General features: G+C 72.4%; 20 protein-coding genes. 6 read left to right on the top strand and 14 right to left on the bottom strand.

The window, feature by feature from the left end:
• Positions 1–8 precede the first annotated feature (8 nt).
• Positions 9–689 carry a hypothetical protein gene (locus ACIQU4_RS20500; RefSeq protein WP_403732474.1) on the bottom strand — a complete coding sequence of 227 codons (681 nt, stop codon included), beginning with the start codon at positions 687–689 and terminating at the stop codon, positions 9–11.
• A gap of 109 nt (positions 690–798) precedes the next feature.
• Between ACIQU4_RS20500 and ACIQU4_RS20495 the strand changes: the two genes are divergently transcribed.
• Together ACIQU4_RS20495 and ACIQU4_RS20490 are read left to right on the top strand one after the other, a co-directional pair.
• The gene (locus ACIQU4_RS20495; RefSeq protein WP_403732471.1) at positions 799–2,817 is read left to right on the top strand and encodes an O-antigen ligase family protein; all 2,019 of its coding nucleotides are present in this window, start codon (positions 799–801) and stop codon (positions 2,815–2,817) included.
• On the top strand, positions 2,769–3,731 hold the full coding sequence (locus tag ACIQU4_RS20490) for a glycosyltransferase (RefSeq protein WP_403732468.1): 963 nt from the start codon (positions 2,769–2,771) through the stop codon (positions 3,729–3,731). Before ACIQU4_RS20495 ends, ACIQU4_RS20490 begins: the two co-directional genes overlap by 49 nt.
• Positions 3,732–3,744: 13 nt before the next feature.
• Here ACIQU4_RS20490 and ACIQU4_RS20485 read toward each other — a convergent pair whose 3' ends face one another.
• From ACIQU4_RS20485 to ACIQU4_RS20440, 10 genes are all read right to left on the bottom strand, one after another.
• Entirely contained in the window at positions 3,745–4,551 is an 807-nt protein-coding gene (locus tag ACIQU4_RS20485) for a glycosyltransferase family 2 protein (RefSeq protein ID WP_403732465.1), read from the bottom strand.
• Between the two features lie 61 nt (positions 4,552–4,612).
• The gene (locus ACIQU4_RS20480; protein WP_403732462.1) at positions 4,613–5,731 is read right to left on the bottom strand and encodes a hypothetical protein; all 1,119 of its coding nucleotides are present in this window, start codon (positions 5,729–5,731) and stop codon (positions 4,613–4,615) included.
• Between the two features lie 5 nt (positions 5,732–5,736).
• A complete protein-coding gene (locus ACIQU4_RS20475) occupies positions 5,737–7,212 on the bottom strand; it encodes an oligosaccharide flippase family protein (protein WP_403732459.1) in 1,476 nt (491 codons plus the stop codon).
• Positions 7,209–7,934, bottom strand: coding sequence for a chain length determinant protein (locus tag ACIQU4_RS20470; RefSeq protein ID WP_403732456.1), 726 nt, complete (start codon positions 7,932–7,934; stop codon positions 7,209–7,211). Before ACIQU4_RS20470 ends, ACIQU4_RS20475 begins: the two co-directional genes overlap by 4 nt.
• 146 nt (positions 7,935–8,080) lie before the next feature.
• Positions 8,081–9,190 (bottom strand): non-hydrolyzing UDP-N-acetylglucosamine 2-epimerase, encoded by a 1,110-nt coding sequence (gene wecB, locus ACIQU4_RS20465; RefSeq protein ID WP_403732453.1) that lies wholly within the window; start codon positions 9,188–9,190, stop codon positions 8,081–8,083.
• Between the two features lie 4 nt (positions 9,191–9,194).
• Complete coding sequence (locus tag ACIQU4_RS20460; protein ID WP_403732450.1) at positions 9,195–10,451, bottom strand: nucleotide sugar dehydrogenase; 1,257 nt, start codon at positions 10,449–10,451, stop codon at positions 9,195–9,197.
• Positions 10,451–11,272, bottom strand: coding sequence for a WecB/TagA/CpsF family glycosyltransferase (locus tag ACIQU4_RS20455; RefSeq protein WP_403732447.1), 822 nt, complete (start codon positions 11,270–11,272; stop codon positions 10,451–10,453). Before ACIQU4_RS20455 ends, ACIQU4_RS20460 begins: the two co-directional genes overlap by 1 nt.
• Positions 11,269–12,447: a hypothetical protein gene (locus ACIQU4_RS20450; RefSeq protein WP_403732444.1), complete on the bottom strand. Its 1,179-nt coding sequence runs from the start codon at positions 12,445–12,447 to the stop codon at positions 11,269–11,271. Before ACIQU4_RS20450 ends, ACIQU4_RS20455 begins: the two co-directional genes overlap by 4 nt.
• Before the next feature lie 431 nt (positions 12,448–12,878).
• Positions 12,879–13,490 (bottom strand): DapH/DapD/GlmU-related protein, encoded by a 612-nt coding sequence (locus tag ACIQU4_RS20445; protein WP_403732441.1) that lies wholly within the window; start codon positions 13,488–13,490, stop codon positions 12,879–12,881.
• A 117-nt stretch (positions 13,491–13,607) separates the two neighbouring features.
• Positions 13,608–15,056 carry an alpha/beta hydrolase family protein gene (locus ACIQU4_RS20440; protein WP_403732438.1) on the bottom strand — a complete coding sequence of 483 codons (1,449 nt, stop codon included), beginning with the start codon at positions 15,054–15,056 and terminating at the stop codon, positions 13,608–13,610.
• A 181-nt stretch (positions 15,057–15,237) separates the two neighbouring features.
• On the opposite strand from ACIQU4_RS20440, the gene ACIQU4_RS20435 reads away from it, so the two are divergent.
• On the top strand, positions 15,238–16,458 hold the full coding sequence (locus ACIQU4_RS20435; protein ID WP_403732435.1) for a GDSL-type esterase/lipase family protein: 1,221 nt from the start codon (positions 15,238–15,240) through the stop codon (positions 16,456–16,458).
• On the opposite strand, the gene ACIQU4_RS20430 is transcribed toward ACIQU4_RS20435, so the two are convergent.
• From ACIQU4_RS20430 to ACIQU4_RS20420, 3 genes are all read right to left on the bottom strand, one after another.
• Positions 16,455–16,832 carry a hypothetical protein gene (locus tag ACIQU4_RS20430; RefSeq protein WP_403732432.1) on the bottom strand — a complete coding sequence of 126 codons (378 nt, stop codon included), beginning with the start codon at positions 16,830–16,832 and terminating at the stop codon, positions 16,455–16,457. The two genes, ACIQU4_RS20435 and ACIQU4_RS20430, sit on opposite strands and share 4 nt — an antisense overlap.
• The gene (locus ACIQU4_RS20425; RefSeq protein WP_403732430.1) at positions 16,757–17,833 is read right to left on the bottom strand and encodes a HEAT repeat domain-containing protein; all 1,077 of its coding nucleotides are present in this window, start codon (positions 17,831–17,833) and stop codon (positions 16,757–16,759) included. The genes ACIQU4_RS20430 and ACIQU4_RS20425 overlap by 76 nt, the downstream gene beginning before the upstream one ends.
• A 118-nt stretch (positions 17,834–17,951) precedes the next feature.
• Positions 17,952–19,814, bottom strand: a complete 1,863-nt coding sequence (locus ACIQU4_RS20420) for a M1 family aminopeptidase (RefSeq protein ID WP_403732427.1) — start codon at positions 19,812–19,814, stop codon at positions 17,952–17,954.
• Between the two features lie 237 nt (positions 19,815–20,051).
• Between ACIQU4_RS20420 and ACIQU4_RS20415 the strand changes: the two genes are divergently transcribed.
• The 3 genes from ACIQU4_RS20415 (at position 20,052) to ACIQU4_RS20405 (ending at position 23,670) form a co-directional block, all read left to right on the top strand.
• Positions 20,052–20,618, top strand: a complete 567-nt coding sequence (locus tag ACIQU4_RS20415; RefSeq protein WP_403732423.1) for a PadR family transcriptional regulator — start codon at positions 20,052–20,054, stop codon at positions 20,616–20,618.
• 96 nt (positions 20,619–20,714) lie between these two features.
• Positions 20,715–22,436 (top strand): acyl-CoA dehydrogenase family protein, encoded by a 1,722-nt coding sequence (locus ACIQU4_RS20410; RefSeq protein WP_403732417.1) that lies wholly within the window; start codon positions 20,715–20,717, stop codon positions 22,434–22,436.
• A gap of 274 nt (positions 22,437–22,710) precedes the next feature.
• Positions 22,711–23,670 (top strand): aldo/keto reductase family oxidoreductase, encoded by a 960-nt coding sequence (locus tag ACIQU4_RS20405; RefSeq protein ID WP_403732412.1) that lies wholly within the window; start codon positions 22,711–22,713, stop codon positions 23,668–23,670.
• The last annotated feature ends 21 nt before the right edge of the window (positions 23,671–23,691 follow it).

Here is a 23,691-nt window from a genome sequence, read left to right as displayed (position 1 = left end):
AGCAGTACTCAGCCGGCTGCCGCGGTCACGAGGACGCGGCTCTCGGTTTCGCTCTCGTCCCCCGGACCGGTGTCGGCGCTCTCGCGCCGGCGCCGGTTCCGGCGCGTCACGAGCCGATCGGTCCACAGCGCGGCGGCCATCCCGCAGACCCCGGCCAGCAGCGCCGTCCCGGCCAGTGCGCGGCTCTTGGTCCCCGTCTGCGCCACCGCGGTCGGCGGCACGAGGAGGGTCACGCTCATCCGCGCCGCTTCCGGGATCCGCTGCTCGGCCTGCATGGCCGCGATGCGCTTCGTATAGGCCTCGACGACCTTCAGTACGGCCAGGTTGGCGGCGGCCGGATCAGCGTGCTCCGCCTGCACCTGGAGCGAGGGGATCAGATAGCGGGGGGTGACGCTGGTGCCGCTGTTGCGCGGCATCAGCCGATAGGTGCCGTCGACCCCCGCGGCGTGCAACTCGGCCGCCGCGGCGGGCGATTCGAGCTGCTGCACCGCCGCGTACGACACGGCGGCCAGCGGCGGCTGGAGATTGGCGAGCTGATTGGGCTGGCTGCCGGTGACCGGCGGCTTGAGCACGACGATCGCCGAGCTCACATAGGTCCGGGTGGGGCGGAGCACCTGCACGGCCCCGGCGGCCGCGAGCACCGCCACCAGGACCAGGACGTACCAGCGGCGGCGAAGCGTGCGGAACAACTCACCAGGCGACACAGGATTCCTTCCGTCGCGTTCGATCTTTCCAGGACGCCGGTCCGCCCGCCATCGGTTCCGGCAGGCGCAAGGAGGCATTCGTGAGGGGGCATTCGTGAGCATCGGTGAGATAGCCGCCGTGCTGCGGCGCCGCTGGTACGTGATGGTCCCCCTGACGGTGATCGGACTCCTCGCGGGCCTGCACCTGTACCGCTCGGTGCCCGTGGCGTACCAGTCGCAGAGTTCGGTGGCGCTGCTCGACTCCACGGCGGTGGCCGAACTGGCCCCCGCCTTCGGCAACCCCATCTCCAACGCGGGCGGTTCGCTGGTCGTCACCGCCGACGTGCTGATCAGGACCCTGTCCGGGGCCGACGCGGCGCGAGACCTGCACGGCCTCGGCGTGAGCGACCCGTACACGGTCGGCTTCGCCGCGAACACCTCGGGCCCGATGCTCACGCTGACCGTCACCGGCACCGACCGTACGAAGGTGCTCAAGGAGACCAGTACGCTCACCACCTTCGCCGGCGAGCAGCTCAACGCACTCCAGGCGGCGGCCAAGGTACAGCCCGCGTACTTCGTCCAGACGGCCCCGGTGGTGCTGCCGCAGACCCCGGTGCCCCAGCTCAAGAGCCGCTACCAGCAGGTGCTGGGGGTGGTCATCGCCGGCGTGACCGCCGGCTTCACGCTCTCCTTCGTGACGGAGACCCTGCTGGTGGCCCGCCGCCGCAGGCGCGAGGCGGCGGCCGCGGCCGGCGCACCCAAGGCGCGCGTCCGCAGGAGGCTGCCGGGCCGGCAGCCGGACGCCACCACGCTGCTCAGCGGCTACCTGGGGCTGGCCTTCTTCATCCCCTCGAACCTGACCCTCCCGGGCATGGGCGGGGTGGGTACCCCGGCCAACGTGTTCGCCCTCCTCGGCCTGTTCTGGTACCTGGCGACCTGGCTGACCGGCCGGATCCGGCCGGCCGCGGGCACCCGGTTGCCCCGGGTCGTGATGTGGCTGCTGGCCGTCTCCGTCCTGGCCTCGTACCTCGCGAACGCCACCCGGGGCAGCACCCACAAGGAGGTGCTCGGCGCGGACCGCGGCCTGATCGGACTGCTCGTCTGGGTGTCGATCGTGGTGCTGGTCTCCGCCGGCGTCCAGGACCGGGCCCGCCTCGACGTCCTGCTGCGCCGGGCCGTGGTGATGGGGTCGGTGGTCGCCGCCATCGGCTACTACGACTTCTTCACCGCGACGAACATCGCCGAACACATCAGCATCCCCGGGCTCCACTCCAGCGTCGCGCAGATCACCACGCTCGACCGCGGGGCGTTCACCAGGCCGCGCTCCACCACCGCCCAGCCGCTGGAGTTCGGCGGCATGCTGGCCCTGATGCTGCCCTTCGCCGTCCAGCAGGCCTTCGACCCGGTCCGCAGCCACCTCAGCCGCCGGCAGCGCTGGGGGCCGGTGGCCCTCATGGGCGGAGCCCTGCCGCTGACCGTGTCGCGCACCTCCATCATCGGGGTGCTCATCGTGGTCCTGGTGATGGTGCCGCGGTGGAAGCCGCAGCGGCGCTGGACCGCGATCGGCCTGCTGTTCGGTTCCGTGGCCTGCTTCAAGGTCGCCGTACCCGGGCTGATCGGCACCATCACCACGCTCTTCGGGTCCTTCCTGTCGAACTCCGACAGCAGCACCCAGGCCCGTACCGTCAAGTACAGCGCGATCGTCCCCTACTTGGAGGAGCGCCCGCTGTTCGGGCGGGGCCTCGGGACCTTCACGCCGGACCTCTACTTCTTCACCGACAACCAGTACATGCTCACCCTGGCGGAGATGGGCCTGCTCGGCCTGCTCGCCCTCCTGGCGCTGTTCCTCACCGGAATCCACCAGGGCGGGGCCATCCGCCGCCTCGCCGCCGACGAGTCCGACCGGGAGCTCGGCCAGGCGTTCTTCGCCTCCGCCCTCGTCGCCCTCGTCAGCAGCGCCACCTTCGACGCCCTCAGCTTTCCGATGTTCGCCGGGATGTTCTTCCTGACGATCGCCGCCGGGGGCAGTTACCTCGGCTTCATCCGGCGCGGCGCGCCGCCGAAGCCCCCGACCGTGGAGTCCGCATGCCCTCCCGCCGCAACCCGGACCGATCTCGTACGGCCGGTCCCGTAGCCGTCCTCGTCGTCACCTGGAACAGCGCCCGGGTGCTGCCCGAGTTCCTCGCCTCCCTGCCCGACGGCATGGCAGGGCTCGACTGGCGCCTGGTCGTCGCCGACAACGACTCCGCCGACGACACCGTCGACGTCGTCCGCTCGCTGGCCCCCGGGGCGACGGTCGTCCAGACCGGCCGCAACGCCGGGTACGCGGCCGGGGTGAACGCCGCCCTGCAGGCCGCCGCCGCGTGGGAGGGCGGCTTCCGCGCCGCCCTCGTGTGCAATCCGGACGTCCGGATGCGGCGGGGCTGCGCCGAACTCCTCGTCGACGCGCTCGACGTACCCCTGTCCGGCGGCCGCCGCGTCGGGATCAGCGTCCCGCTGCTCCACGAGGAGGACGGCGCCCTCCAGCACTCGCTGCGCCGCGAATCGCGCGTGACGCGGGCCCTGGGCGAGGCGGTGATCGGCAACCGCCGGGCCGGGCGCTTCCCGCGCTGGAGCGAGCTGGTCACCGACCCGGCCGCGTACGAGCGGGCGACGGTCGCCGACTGGGCGACCGGCGCCCTCATGGCCCTCTCCCGGGACTGCCTGGACGCCTGCGGGGCCTGGGACGAATCCTTCTTCCTGTACTCGGAGGAGACCGAGTACTGCCTGCGGGCCGGGGACCGCGGCTTCGCCACCCGGCTCGAACCCGCCGCCTCCGCGGTCCACCTCGGCGGGGACTCGCAGGTCTCGCCCCGGCTGTGGACCCTGCTGACCCTCAACCGGGTACGGCTCTACGGCCGCCGGCACGGAGCGGCGGCGACCGCCGCCTTCCGCGGGGCCGTACTGCTGCGCGAGACCTCGCGCGCCGCGCTCGGCCGGCCGGCGAGCCTGGCGGCGGCGCGGGCCCTGGCCAGCCCGTCCGCGCTGCGCGCCACGCCCGGTCCCTGAGCCGGAAGCCGGGTCACCCGGCGGGCGTCTGCCCGTCCCAGGCGGTGTAGAAGCTCTCCGGGTTGACCAGGTAGCGGACCGTGGGCCGGGGCACGTGCCGGACCTCGTGACGGCGCGCGTAGCGCCGTACGAGCTCCCAGTCCTCGCGCGGCAGCACCTCGGGCGTACGCCGCAGCCGGCTGAAGTACAGGGACCGGGTGCGGCGCGCCACGAAGGCATTGGTGTCGAGGAAGGCCTCGTGCGCGGCCCGGCGGCGGTCGAACGGCACCGACAGCACGTCCCGTTCGGAGCCGTCGGGCAGCACCCGGCGCAGCGCGGTGTACACGGCCTCCGGCCCGCCGGGCGGCTCCAGCACCGCGAGGGCCTGCTCCAGGTGGTCGGGTTCCCAGAGGTTGTCGTCGTCCAGGAAGGCCACGTACCGCGAGCGGGTCAGCCGTATCCCCACGTTGCGCACGACTCCGGCCGTCGCCGTGTTGCGCGCCAGCGACACCGCGAACAGCCGTGGATCCTGCGGCAGTTCGGGCAGGCCGGCACCGTCGTCGACCACGATGACCACCTGGTCGGCGACGCTCTGCCCGAGAGCCGAGCGGACCGCCGCGCGCAGTGCCTCGGGACGCCGGTGGGTGGCGATCACGGTGGCCACCAGGGCGGTCGGCGCCCCACCCAGGACGGCGGCGAGCCGGGCGGTCTCGGCGTCCTCGAAGAACCGCAACCGCACGGCGGAAGGGGCGAGCAGGACCTTGTTCCTGGCCTCGAAGAGCACCAGCCAGCCGAAGGCCCGCTTGAGCAGCTCCCAGGGGGACCGGGCGATGCGGCGCATGATGTCCTCTCGGTTCGATCGGCAGGTCGGCAGGTCGGCAGGTCGTCGGATCGTCAGGTCGTCAGGGGGCGGGCTCGGGGACCACGGGCCGGCCGTCGGCCGTACGGTTGCCGCGCCACACGTTCCCGGCGCCGCCCGCGTTCCAGGCGGCGACCAGCCCGTAGGCGCCGGCGTTCGCGTGGTACTCGGCGGAGAACACGTTGTCCGTGACCTGGATGCCGGTCGCGCCGGGCCCGCCGCCGTACAGCGCGTACGCCCCGCCGGCCAGCCAGTTGCCGTCCACGACCACGGAGGAGACGTTGCCGGTGTCCGCGAAGAGCCCGACGGCGGCGCTGGCGCCCTGGTGCACGGGGACGGGGTTCAGGAGGGTGTTGTGGCGGATGGTGAGGTGGCCCTTGTTGCCGCCGCCGCTGATGACGGCGTCGGTGTGCTGCCATTCGCCGCCCTGGTTGCGGAAGGGGACGATGTCGTGCACGTAGTTGTCGTGGATCTCGCCCTGGCCCATCGAGAGGGCGTTGCCGAACACGGAGATGTCGCACCAGCCGACCTCGATCGAGCTGCCGCCCATGTTGGAGACCGCGTAGTCGACGCCGCCGTTGTCGGGACCCTTGCCCGGTACGGCGGTGATGGTGGTGTGCAGGACGCGCAGGCCGCTGAAGCCGGGGCGGAGGTTGATCCCCCACCAGTTCGTGGAGGTGATCCGGCTGTCGATGACGGTCACGTCGTTGGCGTAGACGTCCAGGGAACCGCGGATGTCCCAGCCCTTGATGACCATGCCGTCGGTCTTCACGGACATGTTGCCCGTGTCGTGCCGCTCCAGCGCGATCCGCGGGCCGGTGGTGCGGGCCTCGGGGAATCCGCAGGCGCCGGGCGAGGAGCAAGGCCCCCCGGGCCCCGGGCTCGTGCCCGGCGCGGGCGTGGCCGAGGTCGGAGCCGTACTGGCGGAGGGATCCGGACCGTCCGATGCGGACGGGTCCGCGGACGGCGAGGCGGACGGCGCGGGCTCGGGCGGGGGAGTGGCGCCGGGGCACTGGAGGGCGCTGTCCGGGCACGGCCCGGCCGAGGGCCCGGCCGAGGGCTCGCTGACCCCGGTCCGATCGGCGTCGTACAGTGCGAGTACGACGGCCAGTACGATCCCGGCCAGCAGCCAGGCCACGAGGCGCCTCCGGTCGCGTGTCACTGCGGCTACCCCTCTGCCTGCGCGGAGCCGCGCAGGAAGCCGCGGCTCGGCAGGATGCACACGACGTAGCAGAGGGTGCCCGCGGCCCCGGTCGCGAGGAGCGCGAGGACCCCGTCGCCCAGCAGCCGCTCCAGGCCGAGGACCACGGCGGCCATCACGGCGCCGCCGAGGAACGGCCAGGCGCAGGCCCTTGCCACGGTCCCCAGGCCGACGCCGCCGCGGTGCAGCGCGAACAGGAACACCGGCACCACGACGGCGCAGGCGACCAGGACGTGCCCTTGGGCCACCCCCACGATCCCGCCCGCGCCGGCGCCGATCACCAGGGCCGGGACGAGGACGACGAGCCACAGTCCCTGCACTCCGATGAGGGAGCGGCGCCGGCCGATGGCCACCAGACAGTCGTACGCCAGCTCGCAGCCGATCCGTACGAGCCCCAGCGCCATCAGCCAGGGCAGCGCGGCGGCCGCGGGCAGCCAGCGGTCACCGTAGACGAGCCCCACGATCGGCGCGGCCAGGGCGGCCAGCAGCACGCACAGCGGGACGGTGCCCGTCATCACCACGCCCAGGGCGCGGCCGAAGCCGCCGGCCAGCGCCCCCGGCGAATCGGCCAGCCGGGAGAACCCGGCGAAGGAGACGCGGCGGGCGGCCTCGGAGATGATCCGCACGGGCCAGCCGGAGATGTTGAAGGCGAGCACGTAGAAGCCGAGGGCCAGCTGGTCCAGGGACGAACCCACCACCATGGTGTCGACGTTGACGACGCCGAGGGCGAGCATGCTGGCCCCGGCGAGCGGGAGCCCGAAGCGGAGCAGCGCCTTCGCCTGCTCCCGGTCCCAGCCGAATTTCAGGGTGCCGGGCGCGGCGAGGCAGCATCCGAGGAGGGCGGCCGCGTTGCCGGCCACGGAGCCCCAGGCGAAGCTCATCGCGCCCCACCCCTGGACGGCCAGCAGCAGGGTCACACCGGTGCTGAGGACGAAGTTGGCGCCGTCGATGGCCATCCGCCTGCCCTGCGCGAACTCCCGGGTGAGGAATCCGGCGGGCACCTGCGAGAGACCGTCCAGGACCACGCACACGCACATCACCCGCAGGATCCCGGAGGCCTCGGGCGAGCCGAGCACCCGGGCCACGGCGGGAGCCGCCGCGAACAGCACGGCGTACAGCAGGCAGCTGGAGGTGGCGCTCAGCGTGAGCACGGTCGGGGCGAAGCGGCGCGGGTCGCCCTCCCAGCGCACGATGGCGAGGGAGACGCCGAGCTCGTTCGCGGAGAGCAGCACCAGCAGCACCGTCTGGGCGATCCCGTACACGCCCCAGGCCTCGGGACCGAGGAAGAAGCGGGCGAGGATGATGCCGGTGACGAAGTTGCCGAGGCGCATGACCACGGTGTTGACCAGGCTCCACCGGGCGGCGGAGCCGACCTTGCGCGCCAGCGAGGGCGCCTCGGGCGGGGCGGCCCGGACACCGGCGTCGGTCCCGGTCCCGGTCACGGTGAGGCTCCGGCGGATGTCCGGGCGGTACGGGAGGCACCGGCTCCGGAGCCGGCGGCGTCGGGCACAGCGTCGGACTCGGCGCTCTCGGCCGGAGCGGGCCGGTGCCGGCCCGGCTTGTCCGACCTGCGGCGCCGCGCCTCCACGAAGAAGGTGGCCACCAGGCTCAGTACGAAGCCCAGCGCCCCCGCCATGATCAGGTACTGGAGCCGGGTCTTGGTCTGCGCCTCCGGCTTCTGGGGCGGGACGATCGTGGCCATGCGGATCATGGCCTCGGGCGTCACCGACTGCTGGGACTGGAACTCCTGGAGCCGCTTCTCGGCGTAGGCGGTGAAGACCTGGTCCGACTTGAGGACGGCGGCCGGATCGGTTCCGGTGACGCTCAGCCACATGAAGGGCCCCTGCGCGTTGTCGGCGATCTTCGCCTCGTACTCCCCGGTGACGCCCTGGGCCTTGAGGCCGGCCCGGGAGTCGTCGGAGTTGAGGTTGCGGGCCAGGCCGTCGGCCATGCCGGTGAGCGAGGCCTGGGTGCTCAGGAAGGGGTTGCCGTCGAAGGCCACCGTGGCCTTCTTCGAGTTCAGGAGCGTCACCGTGCTCTGCGACCGGTACTCCACCGGGACCAGCACGTACACGCCTGCGATGAGCGCGGCCGTGAGCAGCAGTCCGGGCAGCAGCACGTACCAGCGCCTGCGCATGACCCGCCAGATCTCCGCGAGATCCACGTCTTCCCCCTCGCGGCGGCGTCGTGTCGTCCACGCGCCGCCGCTCTCTTCATGTGCGGATTACGGTTCTTGCTCTTGTTCGGTTCTTGCGGTGGTGCGGTGGTGCGGTGGTGCGGTGGTCCTGCGGTGGTGCGGTGCCGCCGGTCCTACGGGGCGAGATCGGTGGGCCGCGGCCGCGTCCCCGCCGTCCCGCCGTCCATGAGGACCTGCGCGATGCGCTCGCTCGCGCGCCCGTCCCAGAGCTCGGGGCAGCGCGGCGCGGGCGGATCGTCGAGCACCCGGTTCACGGTGGCCGTGATGCGCTCCGGATCGGTGCCCGCCAGTACGTTGGTGCCCTCCTCGACGGTGATCGGCCGCTCGGTGTTCTCCCGCAGCGTCACGCAGGGCACGCCGAGGGCGGTGGTCTCCTCCTGGACGCCGCCCGAGTCGGTCAGCACCACCCGGGCGGAGTCCTGCAGCGCGATGAAGTCCAGGTATCCGGCGGCCGGGACCATCCGGATCCCGCCCGGGACTCCGATCTCGGCCAGCCGCTCGGCCGCCCGCGGATGCACGGGCAGCAGGAGCGGACAGCGGTCGGAGACCTCGCCCAGTGCCTTCAGCAGACCGCGCAGGGCCGCGGGATCGTCCACGTTGGCCGGCCGGTGCAGGGTGACCAGTCCGTACCCGCCCCGGGTGAGCCCGTAGCGGTCCAGTACGTCCGAGGCCCTGGCCCGGTCCAGGTTGGCGAGCAGGGTGTCGATCATGACGTTGCCGACGACGTGGATCTGGTCCTCCCGGTACCCCTCCGCCCGCAGGTTCGCGGCCGCGTCGGGGGAGGGGGCCAGCAGGTAGTCGCTGACGCGGTCGGTGGCGACCCGGTTGACCTCCTCCGGCATGCTCCAGTCCCGGCTGCGCAGGCCCGCCTCCACATGAGCCAGCAGCGGTCCTGCCTTCGCGGTGACCAGGGCGCAGGCCAGCGTGGAATTGATGTCGCCGACCACCACCACCGCGTCCGGGGCCAGTTCGTCCAGCAGCGGCTCGAAGGCCGCCATCACCCGGCCGGTCTGCTGGGCGTGCGTACCGGACCCGGCGCCCAGGTACCGGTCGGGCGGACGGATGCCCAGGTCGCGGAAGAAGACGTCGTTCATGGACTCGTCGTAGTGCTGGCCGGTGTGGACGAGGACCACCTCGGCGCCGCGGCGCTCCAGTGCGTCCATCACCGGTTTGATCTTCATGTAGTTGGGCCGTGCTCCGGCCACGCAGATGATCCTGGGCATGGTGTCAGAGCACCTCCACGGTGGGTCCGGAGAGCCGGTTGCGGCAGTCGAGTACGAACGAGGCGTGCTCGGTCACCATCGCGTAGTCGAAGGAGTCGTGGTCGGTGAGCAGGACGACCACGTCGGCCGCGGCCAGCTCCTTGCGGGTCGGCTCCACCCGCACGAGACGGGAGTCGACCTTGAGGCCCTCCACCACGTGGGGGTCGGCCGCGCGCACCTTGGCGCCCATGTCCAGGAGCAGCTGGGAGATGCGCACCGCGGGCGATTCGCGGGCGTCGCCGGTGTTCTTCTTGTACGCCAGGCCCAGCAGCAGGATCTTCGAGCCGTTGACGGACCGGCGCTTGGTGTTGAGCGCGTCCATGACGCGGCGCGCCACGTACTCGGGCATGTGGCTGTTGATGTCGTTGGCCAGCTCGACGAAGCGGAAGCTCTGGCCGAGCTCGCGCTGGACCCGCCAGGACAGGTACGACGGGTCGATCGGCAGGCAGTGGCCGCCGACCCCGGGGCCCGGGGTGAACTTCATGAAGCCGAACGGCTTGCTGGACGCAGCCTCGATGGACTGCCACACGTCGATGTCGAGGTGGCGGGCGAACATGGCTATCTCGTTGACCAGGGCGATGTTCACGTGCCGGAAGGTGTTCTCCAGCAGCTTCGCCAGCTCGGCCTCCTTGGGCGAGCTCACCGGCACCGTCTTGTCGACGAGGTCGGCGTAGAAGGTCTCGACGGCCTTGAGCGAGCGGGCGTCCACGCCCGAGACGACCTTGGGCGTCTGCTGGAAGCCCCAGACGGTGTTGCCGGGGTCGATGCGCTCGGGGCTGTAGCCGAGGTGGAAGTCGGCGCCGGCGGTGAGGCCCGAACCGTCCTCCAGGATCGGGCCGAACAGCTCCTCGGTGGTGCCCGGGTAGGTGGTGGATTCGAGGATCACGGTCGCGCCGGGCCGCAGGAAGCGGGCCAGCGTGTGCGCCGACTCCTCGATGTAGCGCAGGTCGGGGGCACCGTCCTGTAACGGGGTCGGGACGGTGACGACCGCGACGTCGAAGCCGCCGCAGTCGCGCGCGAGTTCACTGGGCTGGTACGCGCCGCGCTCCAGCACCCGGGTCAGCCGTTCGGAGGAGACGTCCTCCACGTACGACTCGCCGGCGGCGAGGCTCTTGACCCGCCGGGCGTCCACGTCGTACCCGATCACTTGGTGCCCGACCTCGGCGGCCCTGACGGCCAGCGGGAGGCCGACGTATCCCTGTCCCACGACGACGACGCGCATCAGTGACTCCTGTTCGCGGAACCGGCAGACGATGTGGCGGGCGGCAGTGCGGACGGCGTACGGCGGATGAGTTCGCGGACCGTCATGAGGAGGAAGGCGGTGTTGGTGGTGAGGTAGCGCTTGCCGAGGCGGCGCGGCTCCTGGAGGGCGCGGTAGAACCATTCGAGGCCCATGCGCTGCCAGACCACGGGGGCCCGCTTGGTGACGCCGGCCAGGATGTCGAAGGAGCCGCCGACGCCGTGCACGACGTGGGCGCCGGTGCGCTTGCCGTAGCCGGCGGTGAAGATCTCCTTCTTGGGCGAGGTCATGCCGAGGAAGAGCAGCCGGGCCCCGCTCTGCGCGACGGCGTCGGCGATCGCCGGCTGGTCGGCGTCGTCGAAGTAGCCGTTGCGGCTGCCGGTCACGCGCAGCGCCGGGAAGCGCTCCGCGATCCGGCCGAGCATCAGCTCCAGTACGTCCTGCCGGGCGCCGAGCAGGTAGACGGGCACGCCGGCTGTCTCGGCGGCGGCCAGCAGCCGCATGAACAGGTCGATTCCCGCGACCCGTTCGGGCAGCCGGACGCCGAGGACTCGGCCGGCCCACACCACGGCCTGGCCGTCGGCGAGGACGAGGTCGCAGCCGGAGACCGCCGCCGCGAGGCGGGGGTCGCGCCGCATGTTGACCAGCTTGGCGGCGTTGACCATGCCGATCTCGATCTGTTCGCCGCGCTGCACCGCGTCGAGGCAGCGCTGCACGGTCTCGTCCATGGTCAGGGCGTCGAGCGTGACCCCGAAGAGGGTGTGGCGGGATGGTCGGCCATGGAGGTCGTGCCTTCGGGTCATCTCTCCAGCCCCCCGAGCCAGGCGTGGAGCAGCCAGCCGAACTCGTACGGCCTGCACTCGCGGTCGATCACGTCGGGGCGGAATACCCGGTCGAGCGGGGCCAGCCGGGCCCGCGGGGCCACCTTGGTGGTGAGCCCGCGGGCGGCGCGGACGGCCTTGGCGGGGTCTCCGCGGTAGACCTTGCGCCAGGTGACCCCGTACTTCTCGACGATCATGGGCTCGCGGGGGGTGCCGTCGGGTCCGCTGATCTCGGGCACGTCCGTCATCCAGCGCAGCCCCCGGCGGACGGCGGCGCCGAAGTCGGTGCCGCCCGCCTCGGCCAGGTCGAACAGCGCGGTCGGCGCCATGGCGTGCTGGTGCACGCTGTAGACGGGGTAGCCCTCCACCACGCCGCCCGTGCGGGCGTCGTAGTGCCACCACCACTGTCCGCCGTCCCCCTGGAGCTCGCAGATCCGGGCGGCGCAGGCCTCGGCGGCCGCGAGGGCCTCCGGGTCCGGGCCGCTCGCGTGCAGCCGGGCCAGCGCCTGGAGCGGATAGGTCTGGTCGGCGAAGCAGGCCACGTGCGAGCGGTATCCGGGGACCAGCCCCGGACCGGTGGCGTGCGGGAACAGCGGACCGCCGGCCGCCCTGGCCGCCAGCAGCCGGTCGCGGGCGACCGCCAGCCGGTCCTCCACGTCCGCCGCGCTGCGGGCCGCGGCGAGGGCGGAGAGCACCCAGGCCGCCTCGACCGTGTACTGCGGACGTCCGGGGACGTCCAGTACGGCCACCCGTGCGAGGGCGTCCGTCAGCTTCGGGTGGCCGGTCTCGGCGGCCGCCCAGGCGATGAGCGCCGCGTCGCCGAGGTTCGTCACCGCCGGCAGCCGCTCCACCAGCAGACCCGCGTACTCCTCGACGCCGTGTCCGCCGAACAGGGCGCGCTGCCGGTCCTCGGGCAGGAACCGTGCCCCCAGGGCGGTGATGGCCGCGTACCGGGTGCTGGTCCCGCGGGCCTCCATCCGGCGGACGCCGTCGGAGGTGACGGTGCCCACCCGGGTGAACACGAAGGTGTCGGCGCCCGGGAGGTACATCTCGGGCAGTCCCGCCTCGGCCAGCGCGAGCAGCCGCTCGGCGAGGGCGTGCAGCGACGGGTCCTCGTGGGCCAGTGCCCCTAATCGTGCGGCTCGTGTCGCGGTCACCGGGTCCCCACCCAGGCTTTCCGCGTGCTGCGCGCACTTCGTATGTCCGAGCTGTACGGCTCCAACACACCTACCCCCTCTGATCGCTCCTCGGACAGACCCGGCGGTCGTCGTTCGGCGGAGGGGTTTGCGCATGACGGCGCACGTGCCGACGGTGTGACTCCCCCGGATGGCACGGACCGTCCGAGGCCGCCCACTGGATCCCCCCAGCGATGCCCCGGACCGGAGCACGCGCGAACGGCAGCGCCGGACGGGCGCGTTGCGCGCCGTCCGTCGTCACTTGGTCCGCGATGCCCTCGTCGTGTACAACCCCCCACTGAACAAAGCCTGTTGCCTGCTCAGATCCCGTGTACAGGGACAAGGTATGCCCAAGGATGTTCGTTGATTGCGGTTTTGCGGAAATGCCACTGACCTAAAGTGCGGACGTACCGTCAGTTCCGCTTGTCCGGCGTTTCGGCCAGGGTTCCGTCCTTCTCCTCGTGCAGTGCGCCGGTGCGCGGGCACTCCCACACGCCCGGCTCGCCCTCGCGCTCCACCAGGCGGACCCCGGCCCGGCCCACCCAGCCGATGCGGCGGGCCGGTACCCCTGCGACCAGCGCGAAGTCCGGTACGTCCCGGGACACGACGGCGCCGGCCGCGACCAGTGCCCACCGCCCGATCCGCACCCCGGCCACGCACACCGACCGGGCCCCCAGCGAGGCCCCCTCGGCCACGACGACACCGGCGGCCTCCCAGTCGCCACCGCGCTTCTGCTTGCCGTCCGGGTCGACGGCCCGTGGGTAGAAATCGTTGGTGAGCACGGCGGCCGGGCCGATGAACACCCCGTCGCCGAGTTCTGCGGGCTCGTAGACGAGCGCGTAGTTCTGGAGCTTCACGCTGTCGCCGATCCGTACGCCGGGGCCCACGTACGCCCCCCGTCCGACGATGCAGTCGCGCCCGAGCCGCGCGCCCTCCCGTACCTGCGCCAGATCCCAGATCGTGGTCCCGTCCCCGAGTTCGGCGCTCTCGTCGACCTGGGAGGAGGGTTGGATGCGGACACTCACGAAGCGGTCCCCTTACGTTTCGAAGTACTGGCGTACGACGTACGGAGGGAGCATATGCACGGCGCGACCGACCCACCCCGGAGTTCAACCGACTGTTCACGCGGCGGACTTGAGACCTCATCGGCCCCCGGGACGGTGGACGGCGAGGGTGCCGTACGCAGACAGGGCCGCGGTCGGATCGCCCCGGCCGTCACGCAGGGCGGCGTCGAGGAAGGCGAGGCTCGCGGCGGCGGTGATGCGCGGGCCCTCCGTCCGGTCCAGGGACCCGACGAGCGAGGGGAGGGGCGGCAGGTACAGCGGGGCGTCGGTGAAGGTGAGGTGGGCGGCTCCGGGGACGGTGAGCCGGTAGGCCGTCGCGCTGCTGAGGCCGAGGACGCGGGTGAGGCGCGGGAGGTAGTCCGGGTCGGTGTCCGGGCCGATGGCCTGGGTGAGCGCGAGCACCGGCTGGCGGAAGGGTTGCGGGGACGGGTCGTGGGGGAAGCCGTCCAGGTCGATGACGGCGGCGAAGGCGGGGTCCTGGCGGGCGGCTTGGAGGGCGGCGGCGCCGCCGAGGGAGTGGCCGGCCGCCGCGACGCGGGCGGTGTCGAGGTGTCCGGTGAGCGGGCCGGCGACCTCTCCGCTGTCGATGCGGCCCAACTGGGCCCGTACGAAGCTCAGATCGGCGGCGCGGACCGCCGTCCAGGCGGCCGCCCGCTTCTCGTCCTCGGCGTCGTCGCCCGTCGCCGAGACCTCCGTACGGATCGTGCGGCCGTCGGCGAGCACGACCGCGGCGGAGTCGTAGGGGTGGTCGAGGCCGACCACGACATAGCCGTGGCCGGCCAACTCCTCGGCCCAGGCCGTGTTCTGGGTGCGCACCCCGCCCAGGCCGGGGGAGAACAGCACGACGGGGAACCGTTCCGCGTTGCGGTTGCCGCCCGCGGTGTCCGCCACCGGGACGTCGTAGGCGGCGTGCGTGCGGGCGCGCGGGAGCCCGTCCAGCAGGAACCCGGGAAGACCGGCGTAGTCGGCGAGCGCCTCGGAGACCACGCGTGCCTCGTCTTCCGTGCGTCCGAGGTACGGGGCCCGGCGACCGCCCGCGGGGGGCTTCCGCGCGGGATACCAGAACTGGGCGACGACCGTACGGCGGTCGTCGGGGGCGGCGGTGGCGCTCTCGGGGCGCTCCGGGTCGGTCAGCTCGATGACGCTGGTGCCGACCGCGAAGCTGCCCGTCGGTTCGGGGAACACCGGCGTGGGCAGGGCCCGGAGCGCCGCCGGGCCCGCGGCGACCAGCGCGAGGCACACCGCCGACCCCGGCAGCGCCAGCCACCACGGAGCCCTGCGCGGCGCGCGCCGAAGGAACGGCGACACGGCGAACGGCAGGGCGACGGCCGCACCGGCCAGCACCGGCACCATCTGCCAGCGCAGCCCGAGTACGCCGAGCACGGCCCCGGACAGTACGACCACGCCCGCCGCGCCGAAGGCGACCGGCCGCCGGGGGCGGGGAGGAAGCCACCGCACCAGTACGAGCGCGAAGGCGCCCAGCACGAGGAGGGCTTCCCAGGGGGACATCTGCACGTGCGCGTTCATCGCATTCACCTCGCCATGGTCCGAGGCCCGCCCCGACCGCGGCGTCCCCCTCAGGTCTGGTGGCCCCTGCGACCCGAGTCGCACCCGGCGCGTTCGCATTCGGGCCCGCGTGGTCGACATCGGCTGGGCAGGCCGGGGAAAGTGATGTGCCGATCAGGCATCCGGTTGACACGCTGGGGCCATGAACCACCAGCACGCATCCGTACCCGGCCCCTCCGACGGGACCACCGCACCCCTCACCACGCCCCTCACCGCGGACCTCCTGCGCGGCGCGCTCGACCTGGAGCGCACCGGGCACGGCCTGCTCCCGCACCGGCTCCCCGCGTGGGCCCGCGCGCAGAACACCGACGGGCAAATGGCGATGGCTGAGGCACAGCCCTCCGGCGTACGGCTGGTGTTCCGCACCCGGGCCACCGTCATCGAGCTCGACACGCTCCGCACCAAGATGGCCTACGTGGGCGCCCCGCCCCGTCCCGACGGCTTGTACGACCTGCTCGTGGACGGGCGGCTCGCCGCGCAGGCCGGTGTGACCGGCGGCAACGTCCGTACGGTCGACATGACCACCGGGTCCGTGGAGACCCGGCCCGGCCCGGTCGGCACCGTCCGGTTCGGCGCTCTGCCCGACCGCCCGAAGGACGTCGAGATCTGGCTTCCGTACAACGAGTTCACCGAGCTCGTCGCGCTGCGCACCGACGCCCCCGTCGAGCCCGCACCGCACGGCAGCCGCCGGGTATGGCTGCACCACGGCAGCTCGGTCAGCCACGGCTCGGACGCCGCCGGCCCCTCCACGACCTGGCCGGCGCTGGCCGCCTCCCTCGGCGGTGTGGACCTGGTCAACCTGGGATTCGGGGGCAGCGCCCTGCTCGACCCGTTCGTCGCCCGGGCCATGCGGGACACCCCGGCGGACCTGGTCAGCGTCAAGATCGGTATCAACCTGGTCAACCACGACCTGATGCGGCTGCGCGCCTTCACCCCGGCCGTGCACGGCTTCCTCGACACCCTCCGCGAGGGGCACCCCACCGTGCCCCTGCTGGTCGTCTCGTCCATCCTGTGCCCGATCCACGAGGACACCCCCGGCCCCACGGCCCCGGACTTCAGCACCCTCGGCGAGGGCAGGCTCCAGTTCCGCGCCGCGGGCGATCCGGCGGAGCGCGCCGCCGGAAAGCTGACGCTGGGCGTCATCCGGGAGGAACTGGCCCGCATCGTCGAGCAGCGAGCCGCCGAGGACGCGAACCTCCACTACCTGGACGGCCGCGAACTGTACGGGGAGGCGGACTTCGCCGAACTGCCGCTCCCCGACCAGCTCCACCCGGACGCCGCCTCCCACCACCGCATCGGCACCCGCTTCGCCGAACGAGCCTTCGGCACGATCGGCCCCTTCGCTCCCTCGGGCACGGCCTAGCGCGGCGGCCCGGCGGCCACCCCGGCCAGGTCGAGGAGCCGGTGCATCACCGCGGGCGGCAGGGCGGGGTTGGCCGCGGCGGCGAGTGCGCCGGCGGGGAGGGCGAGCCGCCGGAGCAACTCGCCGGCGGGCAGCCGGGGGTCCCGTACGGCCCAGGTGGAGACGGCCGGGTCGGCGGCCAGGCGCAGCACCAGATCGGGGCCGCCGTCGGGATCGGACAGTGCGGCATGGCGCAGCCGGGGATTGGGGTGGTCGGCGTAGCGGGCGAGGCCGGGCCTGGCGAAGTTCGGATGGCGGCTCAGGAAGCTCCACTTGAGCCCGTGCAGTTGGCGTACATCTCGACCACGAGCTCGTGAGGTGCGTCGTGGCAGCATTCGCACAGGGTGAGCCTGACGAAGAAGTCCTCGTCCTCGGCCAGCAGCTCCACCACATCGGCGGGGAGCCGCTCCTGCATGGCGATGCTCCGCCGCAGCAGGACATGGCCGGAGGCGGCGGCCCGGCGGGCGACCTCCGGTTCGTGGCCGCGCTCCACCACCCAGCGGGGAGGCGTGTGGTAGCCGTCCGGTACGACGTAGGCGATCGCGGAGCGCTGCTCCTCGGTGAGGTCCTCCCGCAGGGAGAGGGCGAGGCGGACGCCGTCGTCGGGATCGTCCGCGAGCCGCAGGGCCAAACCCGTCTCCACGCTCGGATCCTCGGCGGCCGCCCGGCGTACGTACGGGTCGGGGTCCTCGACGCGGAGCCCGGGAGCGACTTCGGGCACGGGCACGGGCACGGGCTCGGGCTCAGGGGCGAGCAGGCTGTCGACGGCCTTGCGGACCTCGGGCTCCGGATCGGCGAGGAGGGCCTCGCGTACGTCGGCGCCGAGCAGGGGCCACACCTCCGGGGTGAGGGCTGCGGCCCGTACCGAGCCGTTCTCGTCCCGGGCGAGCCGGGCCCGTACGGCCAGGGGAAGTCCCCGATGGCCGGTCGCCGCCCGCCGGACGCGTGCCTCGCCGTCCCCGGCCAGGGTCTCCAGCACGCCGTCCGGTATGCGCCGGCCGAAGTCACCGACGAGCACGGCGTAGGCGAAGCGGATCCGGGGCTCCGTATCGTGCGCGAGCCCCGCCAGGACGTCGACGTCGGCGTCCGGGTTCTCCAGAGCCTGCTTCCGGTGACCGGCATGCGGCGAGGTGACCAGCATGCCGGTGGCTTCGGCGTCGAGGGTGCGCCACTGAAGCCACAACGAGGAGTGGCCGGGCAGCTCCTCGACGGTGAGCAAGCGCGCCGGCGCCGAGTTGGGCAGTGCCGGATTGATCATCAGCCCGCCGAGCCACCCCTGGGCACACGCGTCGACGCTGTCCTTCAGATCCCCGGTCGTCCCACCCATATCGTTCATCAGGCGATTCTCGCGCGGCCAGGGTTCCTTCGGCACGCATGAGTTCGCCGCGGCAGGCGCCGGAAGAGGCGCCCACCGCGGCGAATCGTTGCCAGGCCGGTTCCCGGCCTTCGTCAGGTCAGCCGTCGATACGGTGCTGGGTCCAGAACGAGGTCAGGTCCGTGGTCGTGGCGGCCTGCGCGGCGGCCTTGAACTCGGCGGTCGTGGAGACGCCGTACCAGTGCGAAGTGGCGTAGCCCTTCAGCAGGTTGGCCATGGCCGTGTCACCGAGGACGCGCCGCAGGTCGTGCAGGGCGCACTTGCCGTAGCCGTAGACGACGGTGGAGTAGCGGGAGGAGTGGGCGTCCCAGTAGCCCATGGAGTTGGTGATCTTCTCGGCGGACGAGGCCCACGAGACGCTGCTCCAGCAGCTGGCGCCCGTCTTGTTCAGGGCCAGGTCGGTGGCGTAGTCCGTGAACGCCTCGTCGAGCCACGGGCTGGTGTACTCGTCGTCGCCGACGATGCCGTACCACCACTGGTGGCCGATCTCGTGGGTGAGCGCCGTGGTGCTGACCAGGTCGAGGACGAATCCGGGGTACTCCATCCCGCCGAACCAGTAGTTGTTGTCGATGACGGCGTCCAGTTCGCCGTACGGGTAGGCGCCGAACCGCGCCGAGTGCGCGTCCACGGCGGACTTGGCGGTGGTCAGCATCGACTGCGAGTCGGCCGAACTGATGCCGGACACGGAGTAGATGTTGATCGGCGTGCCGGCGGCGGAGGTGCCGGAGATCTTGCTGAACGGGCCGGCCGCCCAGGCGAAGTCACGGACCTTGGTCGCGGTGGCCGTGGTGACCGTACGCCCGCTCGTGCCGGGGGTGTCCACCGACGCGCCGGTGGCCGGGACGAGCAGGGTGTTCGGGTGGTCGAGGGCCACGCGGAAGTCGGAGGCCAGAGAGTAGAAGGACTCTCCGTTGTTGGTGTACGGGTCCAGGTGCCAGCCCGCTCCGTCCCTGACCGCGAGGACGGGCAGGGCGTTGCCGAGCATGCTGAAGGCCCCGTCGTAGCCGAAGCGGTCGGCGCCGCTGGGCACCGTGATGCCCAAGTCGAAGCCGATCGTGGCGGTCTGACCCTGGGTCAGCGGCGTCGGCAGGTCGATCTTGAGCGCGGTGCAGGCGACCGAGAGGGCGCCCGCGGTGCCGCCCGTGACGTTGCTGACCGTGATCGGCATGGCGGAGCAGGTGCCGTGGTAGTTGTCCCACAGCCTCAGGTACACCTCGCTGAGCGGGGTGGGGGAGGCGTTGGTGAAGCTGGCGCTCTCGTGGCCGGTCCAGACGGTGCCGCTCGTGTTGCTGCTGAGGTTGACGGTGTACGACGGGGCGGCCGGGGTGCGCGTGGAGTCCCCGGGCGGGGTGGTGCCACCGGAGGTGTCGAGCGCGACGTCGTCGACGACGAAGCTCGTCTGGAGGCTGGAGTCCTCGGTACCGGTGAAGGCGACGCTGACGGTCTGCCCCGCGAAGGCCGACACGTCGAACGACTTCTGGGCGTAGCCGGTGTTCTTGTCGAGGTTCGAGTACGTCGCCAGCGTCGTGCTGCCGATCTTCGCCGTCAGCTTGTCGTACTTCGTCGACGTGGTCGTCTCGGCGGTGTCGATGTGCAGCCAGAAGGTGAGGGTGGCGGTGCTGCATCCCGACGGGATCGTGACGTTCTGGGAGAGCGTGTCGGTGTGCGTACGGCCTACACCGTTCAGCCAGGCGAAGGTGGTGGCGCCGTGCGCGGCCTGACCGGCGCGGCTGGTGATGATGCTGGTCTGCGACTGGGTCCACGGCGAAGTGCCGCTCTCGAAGCCGCCGTTGGCGACCACTTGGCCCGGGGTGCAGGCGGTGGCCGCCGGGGACGCCCGGTGCGGGGCGGCCGTGGCCGGGGTGATGGACAGTGCGGCGGTGGCCAACGCGGCGAAGGCGGATATGCACGCTGCGAGGGCCTTGTGGGGGGTCGGTCTCACGCGGAACTCCTTTGAGGCGGCCGGATTCCGGCCTGCTCGGTGGCCGCCCGGTCGGCTCGGGTGCGCCGGAGGGCAGCCGCGGGCTGTGCGTGTGCCGGAAGAGCCTGGCAGATTTGACCGGGGCATGCCATCAGGGACGGGTAAAAGGTTCGTACGCCGTCAGCGCCCGGGTGAGCCGCGTCTCACCCGGGCGCTGCCACTTGTCTATGCAACGAGTTGCATAGAAGGATCGGGGGCATGGCGCTCGAACACGCGATCCTCGTCTCGCTGCTGGAGAAGCCGGGGTCAGGCTATGAGCTCGCCCGGCGCTTCGACCGGTCCATCGGCTATTTCTGGACCGCCACCCACCAGCAGATCTACCGCGTCCTCAAGCGCATGGAGACCGACGGCCTGCTCGCCGCCCGCGAGGTGGCCCAGCAGGGCCGGCCGGACAAGAAGGAGTACTCCGTCGCCGACCCGGGCCGCGCCGCGCTCTCGCGGTGGCTGCACGAGCCGATCGAACCCGAGAGCCTCCGCCACGACCTCGCCGTCAAGATCCGCGGCGCGGCCTTCGACGACCCGGCCGCACTGGTCCGCGAGGTCGAGCGGCACCGCCGGGCGCACGGCGACCGGCTCGCCCGCTACCTCGCCGGGGAACTGCGCGACTTCACCGGCCCCGAGGCCCCCGCACCGCTCGACGCCGGCCAGGAACTGCAGCACGTCGTCCTCCGCGGCGGCATCGCGTACGAGCGCATGACGATCGCCTGGCTCGACGACGTACTCGCCACCGTCCACCGGCTCGCAGCGCCCCGCCCGCGCGCCTGAGCCGCTGCCCCCCCGGTTCGGAACCGGCACCTTCAGAACCGGCACCTTCGGAACCGGCACCTTTACCCCTCAACCCTCTCCGGAAGGCGAACCTCCATGGCCGACTCCCTCCTGTTCAACCCGCGCACCTACGACCCGCAGCACTTCGACCCCGAGACCCGCAGGCTGCTGCGCGCCACCGTCGACTGGTTCGAGGAGCGCGGCAAGCGCAAGCTGATCGAGGACTACCGCACCCGCGCCTGGCTCGGCGACTTCCTCGCCTTCTCCGCCAAGGAAGGCCTGTTCGCCACCTTCCTCACCCCGTCCGCCGACGCCGAGGGCCGGCCGGACAAGCGCTGGGACACCGCCCGGATCGCCGCCCTCAACGAGATCTTCGGGTTCTACGGCCTGGACTACTGGTACGCGTGGCAGGTGACGATCCTCGGCCTCGGCCCCGTCTGGCAGAGCGACAACGCCGCCGCCCGCGCCCGCGCCGCCGAACTCCTCTCCCAGGGCGAGGTGTTCGCGTTCGGCCTCTCCGAGAAGACCCACGGCGCCGACATCTACTCCACCGACATGCTGCTGGAGCCCGACGGCCACGGCGGCTTCCGCGCCACCGGTTCCAAGTACTACATCGGCAACGGCAACGCCGCCGGCCTCGTCTCCGTCTTCGGCCGCCGCACGGACGTCGAGGGCCCGGACGGGTACGTCTTCTTCGCCGCCGACAGCCGCCATCCGGCCTACCATCTGGTGAAGAACGTCGTCGACTCCTCCAAGTACGTCAGCGAGTTCCGCCTGGAGGAGTACCCGGTCGGCGCCGACGACGTCCTGCACACCGGCCGCGCCGCCTTCGACGCCGCCCTGAACACCGTCAACGTCGGCAAGTTCAACCTCTGCACCGCCTCGATCGGCATCTGCGAGCACGCGATGTACGAGGCCGTCACCCACGCGCAGAACCGCATCCTCTACGGCCGCCCCGTCACCGCCTTCCCGCACGTGCGCCGCGAGCTGGCGGACGCGTACGTACGCCTCGTCGGGATGAAGCTGTTCAGCGACCGCGCCGTCGACTACTTCCGCACCGCGGGCCCCGACGACCGCCGCTACCTGCTCTTCAACCCGATGACGAAGATGAAGGTGACCACGGAGGGCGAGAAGGTCATCGACCTGATGTGGGACGTCATCGCCGCCAAGGGCTTCGAGAAGGACAACTACTTCGCCCAGGCCGCCGTCGAGATCCGCGGACTGCCCAAGCTGGAGGGCACGGTCCACGTCAACCTCGCGCTGATCCTCAAGTTCATGCGCAACCACCTGCTGGACCCGGTGGACTACCCCGCCGTGCCGACCCGCCTCGACGCGGCCGACGACGACTTCCTCTTCCGGCAGGGCCCGGCCCGCGGCCTCGGCTCCGTCCGCTTCCACGACTGGCGCCCCGCGTTCGACGCGTACGCCGCGGTGCCGAACGTCGCCCGGTTCCGCGAACAGGCCGACGCGCTCTGCGAGTTCGTCACCACCGCCGCCCCGGACGAGCAGCAGAGCCGCGACCTCGACCTCCTGCTCGCCGTCGGCCAGCTCTTCGCGCTCGTCGTCCACGGCCAGCTGATCCTGGAGCAGGCGCGGCTGACCGGCCTCGACGAGGACGTGCTGGACGAGCTGTTCGCCGTGCTCGTACGGGACTTCTCGGCGCACGCCGTCGAACTGCACGGCAAGGACTCCGCCACCGAGCAGCAGCAGGGCTGGGCGCTCGGCGCGGTCCGGCGCCCGGTCGTCGACGAAGCCCGCTCGGCCCGGGTCTGGGACCGCGTCGAGGCGCTGTCCGGGGCGTACGAGATGGCCCCGTAACGAGGGCAGCGCAGGAGCCGCAGGAGCCGCTGGGGGCCCACCACCGCGCAACCCGCGCGGTGGTGGGCCTGCCGCGGCCCTCCCTCGGGAACTCACCGGCCCGCAAGGCGCCCCAGCCCGTAGCGTGGTCGCATGACGACGATGCCGACCCGTACGAGCGGACCGAAGGTGCCGCCCTCCTACCCGCCGAGGACGCCTCCGCCGCAGAGGAAGCCCGTGGAGGCCCCCCGCCCCCGGCCCGCCACGAAGCCTGCGGCCTCGTAGGGTGAGCGGCATGGCGATCACACCACCGGAGAAGGACGGCACCCGGCTGCTGTACGGATGCATGGCGCTCGGCGGCAGCTGGGACACGGATGCGTACGGACCGGCCGACATCGACGCGGCCGAGGCGGCGATCGTGGCGGCGCTGGACAGTGGCATCGACACCTTCGACCACGCCGACATCTACCGCCGCGGCAAGGCGGAAGCCGTCTTCGGTGAGGTCCTGGCCCGCACCCCCGGCCTGCGCGAGCGGATCGTGCTGCAGACGAAGTGCGGGATCCGACTGGCGGACGGGGACCGCCCCGGGATCTACGACCTGCGCGGCTCCACCATCGTGCGGCGGGTCGAGGAGAGCCTCGGGCGCCTGCGCACCGACGCCGTCGACGTCCTGCTCCTGCACCGGCCCGATCCGCTGGCCGACCCGGAGGACGTCGCGGCGGCGCTCACCTCGCTGCGCGAGCAGGGGCTCGTCCGCCGCTTCGGTGTCTCGAACATGAACGCCGCGCAGATCGCCCGCCTCCAGCGGCACCTCGCATTCCCGCTGGTCGCCAACCAGTTGGAGATGAGCCTGGACCGCAGGGACTGGCTGGAGGACGGCGTCCTCGTCAACACGCCCGCGGCAGCGGCGGGCGGGTTCCCGGCCGGGACGGTCGAGTACTGCCTGGAGTACGGGGTCCGCCTCCAGGCCTGGGGCGCGCTGGCACAGGGCCGTTTCACCGGACGGCAGGAGAGCCCCGCCGAGCGGGCGACGGGCCGTCTCGTACGGGACCTCGCCGACGCCAAGGGCACGACGCCGGAGACGGTCCTGCTGTGGTGGCTCCAGCGGCACCCGGCGCGGATCGCCCCCGTCGTGGGCAGCGGCCGCCCCGAGCGCATCCGTGCCTGCCGCGACGCCGCGCTGCGCGAGCCCGACCTCACGCACGAGGAGTGGTACGACCTGTGGCTCACCGCCCGCGGGGCCCCGCTCCCGTAGCGGTGCCGGCGCGCGGGTGGC

The organism is Streptomyces sp. NPDC090741 (assembly GCF_044769045.1).
In the GTDB taxonomy this organism is placed as follows: Bacteria; Actinomycetota; Actinomycetes; order Streptomycetales; family Streptomycetaceae; genus Streptomyces.
The sequence above is the reverse complement of the archived record's forward strand: the minus strand, read 5'-3'. Positions and strand labels throughout refer to the sequence as shown.

What these genes read in the sequence shown, in the direction of transcription:
- ACIQU4_RS20490 (WP_403732468.1), top strand. Translation starts at nt 2,769, where the DNA reads ATGCCCTCCCGCCGCAACCCGGACCGATCTCGTACGGCCGGTCCCGTA.
- ACIQU4_RS20485 (WP_403732465.1), bottom strand. Translation starts at nt 4,551, where the DNA reads ATGCGCCGCATCGCCCGGTCCCCCTGGGAGCTGCTCAAGCGGGCCTTC.
- wecB (WP_403732453.1), bottom strand. Translation starts at nt 9,190, where the DNA reads ATGCCCAGGATCATCTGCGTGGCCGGAGCACGGCCCAACTACATGAAG.
- ACIQU4_RS20460 (WP_403732450.1), bottom strand. Translation starts at nt 10,451, where the DNA reads ATGCGCGTCGTCGTCGTGGGACAGGGATACGTCGGCCTCCCGCTGGCC.
- ACIQU4_RS20455 (WP_403732447.1), bottom strand. Translation starts at nt 11,272, where the DNA reads ATGACCCGAAGGCACGACCTCCATGGCCGACCATCCCGCCACACCCTC.
- ACIQU4_RS20440 (WP_403732438.1), bottom strand. Translation starts at nt 15,056, where the DNA reads ATGAACGCGCACGTGCAGATGTCCCCCTGGGAAGCCCTCCTCGTGCTG.
- ACIQU4_RS20435 (WP_403732435.1), top strand. Translation starts at nt 15,238, where the DNA reads ATGAACCACCAGCACGCATCCGTACCCGGCCCCTCCGACGGGACCACC.
- ACIQU4_RS20430 (WP_403732432.1), bottom strand. Translation starts at nt 16,832, where the DNA reads ATGCTGCCACGACGCACCTCACGAGCTCGTGGTCGAGATGTACGCCAA.
- ACIQU4_RS20425 (WP_403732430.1), bottom strand. Translation starts at nt 17,833, where the DNA reads ATGAACGATATGGGTGGGACGACCGGGGATCTGAAGGACAGCGTCGAC.
- ACIQU4_RS20415 (WP_403732423.1), top strand. Translation starts at nt 20,052, where the DNA reads ATGGCGCTCGAACACGCGATCCTCGTCTCGCTGCTGGAGAAGCCGGGG.
- ACIQU4_RS20410 (WP_403732417.1), top strand. Translation starts at nt 20,715, where the DNA reads ATGGCCGACTCCCTCCTGTTCAACCCGCGCACCTACGACCCGCAGCAC.
- ACIQU4_RS20405 (WP_403732412.1), top strand. Translation starts at nt 22,711, where the DNA reads ATGGCGATCACACCACCGGAGAAGGACGGCACCCGGCTGCTGTACGGA.